Raw genomic sequence first — 13,637 nt, forward strand, 5'->3', positions numbered from 1 at the left:
AAATCACACCAATTTAAGTTGATCCTAAAAAAGTTGTAGATATTAATACAACTTAAGGAGTCGATCAGTTCAATTATGGTGTGATTTTTTATTGTACAAATTTTATTTTAGTTTTAAATACATAATTTTAAGGGTAAATTGATATTAAATATCAATTGATTAAATTATAATACTTAGGAGGATATATGAATACTTTAGATAGATATGAACTTTTTATAGATGGCGAATGGGTTAAGCCGGAAAGTGGCGAATATATAGATATTATTAACCCATCCACTGGGGAAAAGCTTGGTGAATTTGCTGCTGCAAATAGTGCTGATGTGGATAAGGCTGTTGTTGCAGCTCGCGAAGCTTTCGATGGAGAATATGGTTTATGGTCAAAAGAGAAGAGAGTAGAACTTCTATTAGATATAGCAGCTAAGGTTGATGAAAATAGAGAATATTTAGCAAAACTAGAATCAATGGATAATGGTAAGCCAATTCGCGAAACACTTAATGGAGATATTCCGCTAGTTTCTGATCATTTCAAATATTTTGCAGCCATTCTAAGAGCAGATGAAGATGAGATTACAAAGCTCGGTGAAAGATTTATATCAATTAGAAAACGTGAACCATGGGGAGTAGTTGGACAAATGATACCTTGGAACTTTCCTCTACTAATGGCAGCTTGGAAGCTTGCTCCAGCAATAGCAGGAGGAAATACTATAGTAATTTCTCCATCAAGTCATACATCACTTTCTATTCTTGAGTTTATACGTATTATCGAAGATATACTTCCAAAAGGTCTTATTAATCTTGTAACAGGAAAAGGATCAGTAACTGGAGAATATCTACAACACCATCATGGATTTGATAAATTGGCCTTTACTGGATCTACAGCGATAGGCCGTCATATAGGAGTATCAGCAGCCGAAAATATAATACCAGCAACTCTAGAGCTAGGAGGTAAGTCAGCTCATGTCATATTTGATGATTGCGATATTGATAAAGCTATAGAAGGCACTCAATTAGGTATATTATTTAATCAAGGTGAAGTATGCTCAGCAGGTTCAAGATTATTTATTCAAGAAACAATTTATGATGAATTTGTAGAAAAACTTGTAAAAGCATTTGAACATGTAAAGGTAGGCGATCCGTTAGATCTAGAAACTCAAATGGGAGCTTTGAGAGATAAAGAAAGATTTGCAGTACTTGAAAAATTTATTGAAAAAGCTAAAGCTGCTGGTGGAAAAGTTCTTACAGGTGGTCATCCACTTACAGAAAATGGACTAGATAAAGGGGCTTTCTTTGCACCAACCATACTTGCAAATGTTCCAGAGGATAATGATGCAGTAAAGGAAGAAATTTTTGGTCCTGTAATAGTTGTAGATAAATTTAAAGATGAAGAAGATGTAATCGAAAAAGCCAACGATAGTAGATATGGCCTAGCAGGTGGAATATACTCCAATGATATATATAGAATAATGAAAGTAGCAAATGGAATGAGAACAGGAAGAGTTTGGGTAAATACTTACAATCAATTCCCAGCAGGATCCTCATTTGGTGGCTATAAAGAATCAGGTATAGGTCGTGAAACAGATAAACTTGCTTATGAAGCCTATACACAGGTTAAAAATATTATGATAGATGGTTCAAAAGATAAGATTGGTATGTTTTAAGTAAATATAAACGAAATCAGATTTAACTTGAAGTTCAATTTTTTATTTAATAAATTTTACTATATATAGTTTATAGGATTCCAAAAAAATTGTGCAGTGGTTTAGGGATTTATAGAAATTTTTTATTTAATAAATTTATGAGTTAGAATATGAATAAAACATTAAAAATAGTACAAATAATAGCTATAATATTTGCAATTATATTACTTATAAAAAATTTAAGTACCGGTAATTACGATTTTATGACTATATTAGCAGCTATTATAGCTATAACAGGAGTCATTAATATAGTTAATGATTTAAAGAATAAATAGAAAATAAAATAAGGATAATTTATAAAAAATGAACTGGAATGCATTATAAAAATACACAAAACAGTTCATTTTTTTATTAATTATTTGATTCGGAATTCTCGCTTGCATCTCCTGGATACATTGTTGATGAGCCTGGATACATCTTACCTAATTCTTCAAATATTACTCCTATATCACCAAAGCCTGTTTCATCTAATCTTTTTAAAGCGCGTGTATAGGCTATATCTATATCTTCGTTGGTCATTTGATTTACACTTGAAGGACTAAATTCATAGTATTGCACTAGAGCTGATTTTATAGCATCATAGTCTGTTTGGCTTGATCCATATTTTTTAAGTTTATTTTTGTCACTATTATTAGAAGTATTATTATCTGTTTCTTCTACATTTTCTTCACTTGTTTTTTCTTTATCATCTTCTGCATTTTCGGTTGCTTTATTTTCTTCTTGATCATCTATTTTTTCAAAGAGTAAATCGGCTGCATTTTTAACATAATCATCATAATAAAGTTTTGGATCATTTTCATAAGCTGTATGGAAGGCATCTTCAATTAGCTTATCATCTATAGACCAAACAGAATTTGATGGATATCCCAAATCTGCCATGACTTGTCTTTCATAGTTAAATTTATCAGTAACTTCACCTTTTTTAGATGCAGTCCAATTTTCTCTTCTTCCTATAGTATCTAAAGGAAATTTATTAGATAATTCTGGATATTGTCTGGATAATTCTTGAAATACAAAATCTTTTACATCCCAATATCCAGTTTCTTTTGATTTTTTAGTAGCATCATCTACTAGTTCTTGAATTTGATCATCTGTAAGATTTTTTGCAAGTGTTTGGGAAAAATCTCCCATATCTACTATTATATCTCTCCAGTCATCGGCACCTAATTTTTTTGATTTTTTTTCTTTATCATCTGAATCTAAGATTTCATTAGATTTTTTTTCTTTTTCTCCATCTAAGGCTTGGGCTATGGTTTCTTCTGACACTGAATTTTTATTTTGGTTATTTGTTTGATTGCAAGATGTAAGAAGTAATCCTAAAGATAAGCTTATAATAATTTTATTTTTTTTCATAAGGCCTCCTTAATTGCTTTTATTTTACCATATATAGCTAAATTTAAATAGCTTTAGACCTAATTGTAATTAATTTTTAACTAATTTTGTAAGAAGTCTTGATATTTTTTAATAAAACTGTAACCTTTTTGTTGCAATTATCAGAAAGATATATTATAATAGGGGCAGTGATTAGCGAAAGAATTAAATTTGTAATAATATTGTAATATAGAGTGAGGGAGAATAATGAAAAAATTAAATAAAACATTGTTACTTGCCTCAACATTATTTGTATCCTCAACTGTTAGCTTAGCTGATAAATCTTATGCGGATGAGGGGTATGACCTAAATGTTGAACCGAGCAAGTCGACTAATTTAGATAATAACGAAACTCAAACAAATAACGAAGCAGAAAATTCAAGCACAACTGAAGCTAGTGAAGATGAATCTAGCTTTATTTCTGATGGAACAAATGAATCTTCCGAAACTAATAATGATTCTATAGATAAAACAGATGAAACTACTAGTCTTACACCACAAGAAAATACTTTAGAACAACAAGATGAAGAATCAGAACAATCAAAAGAAATAAAAGAAACACCAGAAGTAAATGAATCTTTAGAAAATCCTGAAGCTAATAAAGATTTTGAAGATGAAGCTGATAAGGACGATATTAGCAAAGATGATGATAAACAGCAAGATAAAAAAGAAGAAGATTCTGATGGTATAGAGAATGACTATAAAGAAGATGAAGATAAAGAAACTATATCTAAGGAAAATTTAGATGATGTAGTTTATTATAACAACAAAAATCTCGATGAAATCTTTAATCCTAATTATAAGCCAGCAAAAACTACTAACAAAAATGAAAATCAAACTCTAGATACAAATCAAAATACTACTTCTGATAATAAAGCTGATGAAGAAAAATCAGATTCCAGCAATGATAAATCAAAAAAATTAGATGATGATGAATCTAAAGAAGAAGAAACAAAATTAGAAAAAACAAATTATTACTCACAAAAAGGTACTGGCTACCTTGTTAATGAAAATGGTAATGTTAAATACTATGAAGATAATAAATTAGTTAAGAATGCTCGTATTCTTATAGAAGATAAAATTTATGATATAGATCAAAATGGTATTGCTACAAATCCAAAATCTATGTGGTCAAGCATTAATAAGAATATTTTCTATCTGAATGAAGAAGGAAATATTATAAGAGGTATCAAGGAGATTAATGGCAGCAAGTATTATTTCAATAAGCAAGGTCATTTACAAAGAAATAAAATTATAGTAACGAATAAATCATTTTACAATGTATCCAATGATGGTTCTATGATAAATCCTAAGAATCAATGGATAAATATTAATAATCGTAAATACTATAATGATAACAATGGTAAATTATTAAAAGGTATTGCAACTATCAAGAATAAGTCATATTATTTTGATAGTAAAGGTGCACTTTCAACAAATAAAAAGCTAATAGCTGCTGACAAGTATTATTTAGTTGATAGAAATGGTGTGGTTAAAAACCCTAAAAATGCTTGGTTTAGCATGGGTGGTAAGACATATAGATCTGATCAAAATGGTAAACTTGCAAAAGGTGCCAAGACAATAAATAATAATACATATGTGTTTGAAAGCAATGGTGTAATGATCCAAAATAGATCTGTAATATCTGCTGGAAAATACTACAGAATTGATAATAGAGGTGTAGCAACTGTTGTTAGAAACTCTTGGGTAAATCTTGATGGAAAAAAATATCATACTAATTCAAATGGATATGTTAAAGAAGGTGTTTGGAAAATAGATAATCAATACTACTATTTCACTCAAAATGGATTGACACCAAATAAGAAAATTACTCAAAGAGGAGTAGTATATACAGTTGATAAAAATGGAATAGCAACAAAAGAAGATAATAATATCCCAGGAAGTAAGAGTTTAGATAAAGCTCTTGAATGGATGTTCAATGCAAGAGATAGAAGAATGACTTATAATATGGGAGCTGGAAGAAACTCTTCAACTCAAGCCGATTGTTCTTCAGCTGTTTATAGATCATTAATATATGGTGGTTTCCTAAGTAAAAATGCTTGGGTGGGTAATACAGAAACTTTATTCCAACTAGGAGCAGAGGGTAAGGTTATGTATGAAATCAAAGAAAATGAACTTCAATATGGTGATATATTCGTATCAGGAAGACCAGGAGGCTCAGCAGGAGCAGCAGGTCATACAGGATTTATATTAAACCCACATAAAGATACAATTATCCATATGACATATAGCAAAAATGGAGTAGCTGTAACACCTAGAAAAGGATATATGGGAGACTCTAGAGGTTTACCAGTTAGGTACTATAGACTAGTAGGCTCAAACTCTAAGGGAGAATATCTAAATAGAAAATAAATTAAAATATAAAAAAAGGAACTATTGCAGAATAAATTAATCGTTTTAAGCTTATCAAAGTAATATTTATAAGAAGTCTTTGATAATAAAATGGTTAAATTATAATTGCAATAGTTCCTTTTTATTTTTATATTTAATAATAATGTTTTTTATAAATTATTATTAGATTGCATTATTATTAACACAAATATTGACTTCTATCGAAATGTATTTTATAATTATTATAATATAAATATATTTTTATTTTGTAATAATTGAAAGGAAAAGGTTATGGAAATTAAGAGAGTATTTTCTTCTGCCATGGCACTAGCTTTATCTATGACACTAGCTGCATGCGGCAATAATAATAATGATACAAATAAAAATGATGATACTAGTAATAAAACAAAGGAAGAAACTAGTACAACAGATGAGAAGTCTTCAACTGACTCAGATAAGGATAGTAGTGATACTGACAAAAATGAAGGCGATGAAGAAGCTATTAAGGATTTTGAAAACGTTACAGATGATGACACACTAGTAATTGGTGTTGACAATTTAGGCGGAGATTTTATCCAAGGTTATGCTAATAATGAAAATGATGTAAAAGCGCGTAGATTCATGGGTATTGAAGGAAATAATGGATTTACATCTCACTATGTAGATGAAGCAGGACAGTGGCATTGGAATCCTGCAACTCTTGAAAAAGAACCTAAAATTGTAAATAATGAAGATGGTTCAGCAACTGTTGAATATAAATTAAAGAAAGACCTAAAATGGTCTGATGGTGAGCCTATTACAGCTGATGATTATTTATTTGGAACTCTTTTAGAATCTGATTCTAACTTTAATACTTTGACAGGTTCTATAAACATAGGGGCTGATTCATTAGTAGGATATGATGAATTTAAAGAAGGTACTACTGATGAATTTGATGGTTTAGAAAAACTAGATGACTATTCATTTAAAATAACTATCAAAGCAGATGAATTACCATATTTCGAATTGCCACAGCTTACAGCAGTAGGTCCAAGTCCTATGCACTATATTGCTCCAAACTTAGCTATTGCAGATAATGGTAAGTCTTTGAAAGTAAAAGAGGGCTATAAAGTAACTGATGATGATAAGAAAGATTTTGCTGAAAGCGTTGATAATAAGATTGAAAAAATAAAAGAAGATTTTGATGAATCTTATCCAGAGGAACCGAAAGAGGGTTCTGATGAAAGAAAAGAATATGACGAAGCTTTAAAAGAAAAAGATGATCAAGTTAAAGAACTTGAAGATTCAAAACAAGGGGATATAGATCCAACAAGACTTTTAATTGATAAGGCATCCTTGTTTGAAACTGAGGATTATAGATTGAATCCAGCTGTGGTATGCGGACCATATAAATTTGATGAATACAAAAATAATATGGTTAAATTATCATTAAATGAAAATTATGTAGGTAATTTCAATGGGGATAAGGCAACTATACCACATATCATTATCCAGGTAATTAACCCTAATATAGCTGTAGACTTGCTTGAAAATGGTGATATAGATATTTGGGAAGATGAGATGAAAGGTGGTAGAATAGATCAAATGAAGGCAGCTGAACAAGCTGGTAAGATTGGTCTTGGTCAATTTGAAAGAAATGGCTTTGGTAATATTACTTTCTTAACAGATAGAGGAACTACTAAATATAAAGAGGTAAGACAAGCTATAGCTTATTTATTAGATAGAAATGAATTTGTAACAAATTATGCGGGTGGATATGGTGTAGTAACTAATGGTTATTATGGTTTAAGTCAATGGATGTATAAGGAAAGAGGAGCAGACTTAGAAACCAAGTTAACTAACTATACTTTAAATACTGATAAAGCTAATGAATTATTGGATAAAACTCCATATAAATATGAAAAAGATGGTAAAACACCTTGGTCTATAGATAAAGCTAATGAACAATTCAAAGGCGATGTAGAAGGGTTTGACTATTATAGATATGATGAAAATGGAAATAAACTTGTTGTAAATCAATTTGGTGGTGATGATTCAGAAATTACAACATTAATCTCTAACCAACTTCCAGTAAATGCTGCTCAGGTAGGTATGGAATATAATGTACAATCAGGATCTTTCCAAACACTTTTAGATTATTATAATTTCCCTAAGGATGATCCAGATTATACAGCATTTAATATGGGAAGTGGCTTTGCTCATCCATTTGATCCATGGCTATACTTCTCTACTGAAGGACCATTTAATAAGACCAAAGTAAATGATCCAAAGGCTGATGAAGTAACAGAAGCTTTAAGAAGGACTGATCCAGATGATAAAGAAGGATATTTAGATAAATGGGAAGAATTTAACGAATGGTACAATGACTACCTTCCAGAAATCCCACTTTATGCTAATCAATACCATACTGGATATACAAATAGGGTTAAAGGATTTGATACAATGACACCAGAATGGCATGCAAACGATCAAATTAACGCTATGACTCTTGAAAAATAATATTTTATAAAAAATTAGAATTTAAGCTGGAGTTCATAAGTTATCTTTAAAAATAACTTATGAACTCCAGCTTATTATTATTCTTTTTTTAAAATTAATCCTGATTTATTTAGTTAATTGTATATCTAGATAAAGATTTATGAAATAAATTGCAAACTATTATCAAAGTAATTGCAAATATAACAATTAAATGTATAAAAATAGAATAATATAAATAAAAAAATATTTGATCTATTGACAAATAAAAAAATAAGTATTAAAATAGCATAAATTACAAAAAATGGAGGATGACTATGAAACTTAAAAAAGTCTTTTCTTCTCTCATGGCTTTGGGCCTTGCGACAAGCTTAGTAGCTTGTGGTGAAGAAAGTGATAAAGATAATAATTCTGATAGTAAGAATGAATCAAATGTTTCTGATAAGAAAGACGAAAAAGATGATGATTCTTCAAAAGAAGATTCTAATTCAAGTGATTCCCAATCAAAAGATGATCAAGGAGATGAACTTTCTGATAAAGATAAGGCTGATCTTGCAGATTTTGATAATTTGACAGGAGATGACACTCTTGTAATTGGTACATCTGAGATGAGCGGAGACTTTTTTGAAGGATGGTCTAATAACTCTTACGATGTTGTAGTTAGAAGGTTAATCGGTACAGAGGGAACTAATGCTTATAATACAGCAGTCGTAGATGAATCTGGTCAATGGGTTGATAATGATGCAGTTCTTTCAGAAAAACCAAAAAAAGTAGATAATGAAGATGGTTCAAAAACTATAACATATAAACTTAATAAAGATTTGAAATGGTCAGATGGAGAAGATGTTACAGCAGATGATTATTTATTCTATAGCTTATTATTCTCTGATTCATCATACATACCAGTGACTGGTGCTACTATGGCAGTTGGCAAGGATGCTTTAAAAGGATATGAGGGTTTCCATGACCCTAGTAAAAATATAGATGAGTTTGAAGGGCTAGAAAAAATTGATGATTATACTTTTTCAGTAACGATTGATTCTTCTTTTTTACCATACTATGAAGAAGCTTATCTATCTCAACAAACTCCATTCCCAATGCATGCAGTTAGTGAGAACTTAGCTATTAGCAAGGATGGAAAAAAACTTGTAGCTAAAGATGGCTACGAAGTAACTGAAGAAGATAAAAAAGCATATAAAGATTCTATTCAAGCTCAAATTGATAATTTGAATAAACAATTCAAAGAAGATAATGAAGGCTCAAAGATAGATGAGGAAACTCAAAAAGCCCACGATGAATCTATTTCTGAACTTGAAGAAAGATTAAATGGAGAAGTAGATCCGACCCAACAACTTAAAGAGCAAGCTATGTTAAAAATAGCTGATGAATATAGAAGAAATCCATCAGTAGTATGTGGACCATATAAATTTGATAGCTTTTCAAATAATATGGCAAAACTATCTTTAAATGAAAATTATAAGGGTAACTTCAAGGGTGAAAAAGCAAGCATTCCTAAAGTTATAGTACAAACTGTAAACCAAAATATAGCAGTAGACCTTATAGAAAATGGAGATATAGATATCTGGCAAGATGAAACAGAGGGTGGCAAAATTGAGCAAATTAGAAATGCAGCTGATGAAGGAAAAATTAAATATAATAGCTATGATAGAAATGGTTATGGAAATGTTACCTTCCTTACAGATAGAGGATCAACAAAATATAAACAAGTAAGACAAGCTATAGCACATTTAATGGATAGAAACTCATTTGTTCAGCAATTTGCAGGTGGTTATGGAGTTGTAACAAATGGTATGTATGGTACAAGCCAATGGATGTATCAAGAAAAAGGAGCAGATCTAGAAAGTAATCCAGACCTTATAAACTATCAGTTAAATCTAGACGAAGCTAATAAATTGTTGGATGATACACCTTATAAATTTGAAAAAGATGGTAAGACGTCTTGGGATAAAGAAAAGGCTGAAGAAGCATTTAATAAGGATCCGGATGGATATGATTATTATAGATATGATGAAAATGGAGAAAAATTAGTTGTAAATCAATACGGTTCTGATGAATCTCCACTTACAACATTAATATCAAATCAAGTCCCTAATAATGCTAAGCAAGTAGGTATGGAATATAATGTAACAGCTGGAAGCTTTGCTACTTTACTTGATTATTACTATACACCAAAAGAAGATGCGGAATACACAGTGTTTAATATGGGCACTTCTTTTGAACACCCATTTGATCCATACTATCAATATAACTCAAAGGGATATGATAACCATACAAAGGCAAATGATCCAAAGGCTGATGAAGTAACAGAAGCTTTAAGAAAGACGGATCCAGATGATAAAAAAGGATATTTAGATAAATGGTTAGATTTCCAATTATGGTACAATGATTATTTACCAGAAATCCCACTTTATTCTAATCAATATCACACAGCTTATACAAATAGAGTACAAGGATTTGATACAAATACTCCTGAATGGCCAGTATCATATCAAATTAATGCAATGACATTATCAAAATAATTTGTTGTAAAAAAAGCTCACCTAGGTGAGCTTTTTTACTTATAAGATAAACTGATTATACATAAAGTTGCATAGAAATACAATATTTAACAAAAAAATCGAAAAAAATATAAATCGTTTACATCCCATGATTTAGGGGTGTGTACAGATATTTCATTTGACAAAATTTATTTATTATTATAATATATAGATAATAAAATTTATAATCTAATAGTTTACATATCTTTTATTTCAATTAAATGAAAACTATTACTTAAATAGGAAGGGAAACTATGCTTCGTTATATAGTAAAGAGAATTTTTAATTTGATACCAGTAGCTTTAATAATTTCTATATTGCTTTTTACTTTTTCAAAAGCTATGCCAGGAGATCCAATCCAAGCTATGATGCCTCAAAATACTCGTATGACTAAGGCTCAACAAGAGGAACTTTATAAGAGTTTATCAGCTCGTTATGGATATGATAAGCCACTGCCAGAGCAATATATAAGATGGCTTGGCAGAACCTTAAAAGGAGACTTTGGAGAATCAACTAGGGTAAGACGTAATGTAAAAGAATATCTAAGAGAGCCACTTAAAAACACAATATACTTAAACTTAGGCTCAACAATTATATCTTTTATTTTGTCTATACTTATAGGAATAAGATCAGCCACCCATAGGGGAGGGGTTTTTGATAGGACATTTCAAACCCTGACCTTAGTTGGTTTATCCATACCTGTATTTTTTATAGGTCTTATATTAATATTTTTCTTTTCATTTAGATTAGGATGGTTCCCAGCTAATGGTATGCCTAGGACTAATGAATTTGGGGAATGGGTCAAGTATTTAGTGCTACCAACTATAACTCTTACTATAGGTTCACTTGCATCTTTATCTAGATATGTAAGAAATTCTATGCTAGATGCATTAAATCAGGATTACATAAGAACAGCAAGGGCAAAGGGACTTAAAGAAAAAACTGTTATTTATTCTCATGCCTTTAGAAATGCACTTATACCAGTAGTAACAGCTCTTACATGGGCAATACTTGGGATGTTCTCAGGTTCAGCTATTACAGAAAGAATATTTTCTTATAGAGGTATAGGTAATGAACTTATAACTGCTGTTATGGCACAAGATTATAACGTTATTTTAGCTTTATCAATGTTTTATGCTATATTGACCTTACTTGGAAATCTACTTATGGATGTGGCATACGCCCTAGTAGATCCTAGAGTTAAATTGGATGCGTAGAGGTATATTATGAATAAAACTTTAAATAAATCAATAAAGTCATATGCTAAGTTTTTAAAATCATACTTTATACGTGGGTTCACTTTTAAAAGTGATATGGATAATGAAGCTAAAGTAACTGACGATAGAATATATGGTGAAAATGATGTTTTAGATTTAGATCCTGGGATGAATAACAATCCTGAGAATGATAATTTAAAAGAAGAAGCAATACTTTCTCCAGGTAAGGTAGCTACTAGAAATTTCTTTAGAAATCCACTTGGCGTTATAGGTCTTATAATGTTTGTATCTATTATATTAATAGTATTTGTAGGTAGTGCTATTCTTCCATTTAATCAATACTATTCTCAAGGTAATCTTACAAATGTAGCTCCGGGTGGAGCCTATATGAACTTTCCTAAGGAAATGGAAAAAGAAGGAACTAGTAGAATTTCTATAGGTAATACCTTTTCTGTTGGTCTAAGCAAAGAAAATAATGTTTATGTATGGGGCAGTGATAACTCAGATAAGGTCTTAACTATTCCTGAAAAAGTACAAGAAGCCTTAGATAATAAAAAAGTTACAGATGTGGCAGCAGGCGATAGGCATATAATAGTAGCAACCGACGATAATCAAATCTACGGTTGGGGTAATAATTCTTTTCAACAAACTCAAATGCCAGCAATGCAAGAATCTCAAATAAAGCAAGAAGGAATCGCTAAACTTGGTGCAGGAGTTCAATATTCTGTAGTTCTTACTAAAAATAAGAATTTAGTAGTATGGGGCTCAACACTTGCAAGTAGGTTAAACTTAATACCATCTACAGTTCAAGGCAAAGTTGAAGATTTTGATACATCAGCAATTAATATGCTAGTTCGTAAAACTGACGGTTCTATAGAACTACTAGGTGTTCGTGGTGCTGAAAATGATACAAATATGCCAGAAGAGCTAAAGGATGGTTCAGTGAAAGTAGCAGATGTTGCTCTTACATCAAACTCTGCTGCGGCAATAGACGAAGATGGAAAACTATATGTATGGGGACCATCAAGATCTAAACTATCAGGCGATAATATACCCAAATTTTCCGCACCTTTGGTAAAGATTGAAGGAGGGGATACGACCTTAACTGCTCTAGATGAAGAAGGTAATATATACACTTGGGGTGTTGATAATTATGGAGAATTGAAATCACCAGAAGGTAAATTTAATCAGATATATGCTTCATATTTTAATCAATATGCTGTAAATGATGAAGATAGTAAAATTGAAACTTGGGGTCTTAATGGGTTTAGATTTGGATCTGATGATCAAGGTAGAGATATATTTACAAGATTAATTCATGGTGGAAGAATGACTATGATAATTTCTTTGATATCAACTATTATTCAAGTAGTCTTAGGTGTATTAATTGGTATGATAGCAGGATTTGCAGGTGGACGAGTAGACAATGTACTTATGAGAATTACTGAGATTATTTCATCATTCCCATTTTATCCTATGCTTATATCCCTATCAGCTCTTTTACCTCCAGGAGCAAGCCAGACTAAGAGAATCACCATGGTAATGGTACTTTTAGGTTTACTAGGTTGGACAAGTCTTGCTCGTTTAGTACGTGGACAAATCCTTGCCGAACGTGAACGTGACTATATAACAGCAGCTCGTGCTCTAGGTGTTAAGAATAAATCTATAATGAATAAGCACATATTGCCAAATATATTATCCATAGTAATAGTAAATGCAACATTGGGGTATGCAGGTAACTTGCTATCAGAATCAGGTTTATCATTCTTAGGATTTGGAGTTCAAGAACCTACACCATCTTGGGGTAATATGCTAACAGCAGCTCAAACATCAGATGTATTAAATATCTATTGGTGGAGATGGGTATTCCCAGCTTTAGCAGTATTTTTAGTATCATTCTCAGTAAATCTTATAGGTGATGCTGTAAGAGATGCTATAGATCCAAGGGCAAATGAGAGGTAGAGAAA

8 protein-coding genes are annotated in these 13,637 nt (G+C 30.9%); 7 read left to right on the top strand and 1 reads right to left on the bottom strand.

All coding sequences use genetic code 11. The features are described from left to right. Positions 1-185: 185 nt before the first annotated feature. Positions 186-1,658 carry an aldehyde dehydrogenase family protein gene (locus tag ABXG81_RS00130; RefSeq protein ID WP_353528840.1) on the top strand — a complete coding sequence of 491 codons (1,473 nt, stop codon included), beginning with the start codon at positions 186-188 and terminating at the stop codon, positions 1,656-1,658. Positions 1,659-1,807: 149 nt separating this feature from the next. Then, the gene (locus ABXG81_RS00135) at positions 1,808-1,972 is read left to right on the top strand and encodes a hypothetical protein (protein WP_209814275.1); all 165 of its coding nucleotides are present in this window, start codon (positions 1,808-1,810) and stop codon (positions 1,970-1,972) included. Positions 1,973-2,048: 76 nt separating this feature from the next. On the opposite strand, the gene ABXG81_RS00140 is transcribed toward ABXG81_RS00135, so the two are convergent. Further along, positions 2,049-3,050 carry a hypothetical protein gene (locus ABXG81_RS00140; protein ID WP_117521929.1) on the bottom strand — a complete coding sequence of 334 codons (1,002 nt, stop codon included), beginning with the start codon at positions 3,048-3,050 and terminating at the stop codon, positions 2,049-2,051. 225 nt (positions 3,051-3,275) lie between these two features. Between ABXG81_RS00140 and ABXG81_RS00145 the strand changes: the two genes are divergently transcribed. The 5 genes from ABXG81_RS00145 (at position 3,276) to ABXG81_RS00165 (ending at position 13,632) form a co-directional block, all read left to right on the top strand. Further along, positions 3,276-5,441, top strand: coding sequence for a peptidoglycan amidohydrolase family protein (locus ABXG81_RS00145; RefSeq protein ID WP_316115736.1), 2,166 nt, complete (start codon positions 3,276-3,278; stop codon positions 5,439-5,441). Between the two features lie 270 nt (positions 5,442-5,711). Next, positions 5,712-7,919, top strand: coding sequence for an ABC transporter substrate-binding protein (locus tag ABXG81_RS00150; protein ID WP_316115735.1), 2,208 nt, complete (start codon positions 5,712-5,714; stop codon positions 7,917-7,919). Positions 7,920-8,212: 293 nt separating this feature from the next. Beyond that, on the top strand, positions 8,213-10,435 hold the full coding sequence (locus ABXG81_RS00155; protein WP_353528841.1) for an ABC transporter substrate-binding protein: 2,223 nt from the start codon (positions 8,213-8,215) through the stop codon (positions 10,433-10,435). Between the two features lie 272 nt (positions 10,436-10,707). Further along, complete coding sequence (locus tag ABXG81_RS00160) at positions 10,708-11,670, top strand: ABC transporter permease (RefSeq protein WP_316115733.1); 963 nt, start codon at positions 10,708-10,710, stop codon at positions 11,668-11,670. Positions 11,671-11,679: 9 nt separating this feature from the next. Further along, positions 11,680-13,632: an ABC transporter permease subunit gene (locus ABXG81_RS00165; protein WP_316115732.1), complete on the top strand. Its 1,953-nt coding sequence runs from the start codon at positions 11,680-11,682 to the stop codon at positions 13,630-13,632. Positions 13,633-13,637 lie beyond the last annotated feature (5 nt).

Source organism: Anaerococcus nagyae, assembly GCF_040364225.1.
Classification (GTDB): domain Bacteria; phylum Bacillota; class Clostridia; order Tissierellales; family Peptoniphilaceae; genus Anaerococcus; species Anaerococcus nagyae.

What these genes read in the sequence shown, in the direction of transcription:
- ABXG81_RS00155 (WP_353528841.1), top strand. Translation starts at nt 8,213, where the DNA reads ATGAAACTTAAAAAAGTCTTTTCTTCTCTCATGGCTTTGGGCCTTGCG.
- ABXG81_RS00145 (WP_316115736.1), top strand. Translation starts at nt 3,276, where the DNA reads ATGAAAAAATTAAATAAAACATTGTTACTTGCCTCAACATTATTTGTA.
- ABXG81_RS00135 (WP_209814275.1), top strand. Translation starts at nt 1,808, where the DNA reads ATGAATAAAACATTAAAAATAGTACAAATAATAGCTATAATATTTGCA.
- ABXG81_RS00150 (WP_316115735.1), top strand. Translation starts at nt 5,712, where the DNA reads ATGGAAATTAAGAGAGTATTTTCTTCTGCCATGGCACTAGCTTTATCT.
- ABXG81_RS00140 (WP_117521929.1), bottom strand. Translation starts at nt 3,050, where the DNA reads ATGAAAAAAAATAAAATTATTATAAGCTTATCTTTAGGATTACTTCTT.
- ABXG81_RS00160 (WP_316115733.1), top strand. Translation starts at nt 10,708, where the DNA reads ATGCTTCGTTATATAGTAAAGAGAATTTTTAATTTGATACCAGTAGCT.
- ABXG81_RS00165 (WP_316115732.1), top strand. Translation starts at nt 11,680, where the DNA reads ATGAATAAAACTTTAAATAAATCAATAAAGTCATATGCTAAGTTTTTA.
- ABXG81_RS00130 (WP_353528840.1), top strand. Translation starts at nt 186, where the DNA reads ATGAATACTTTAGATAGATATGAACTTTTTATAGATGGCGAATGGGTT.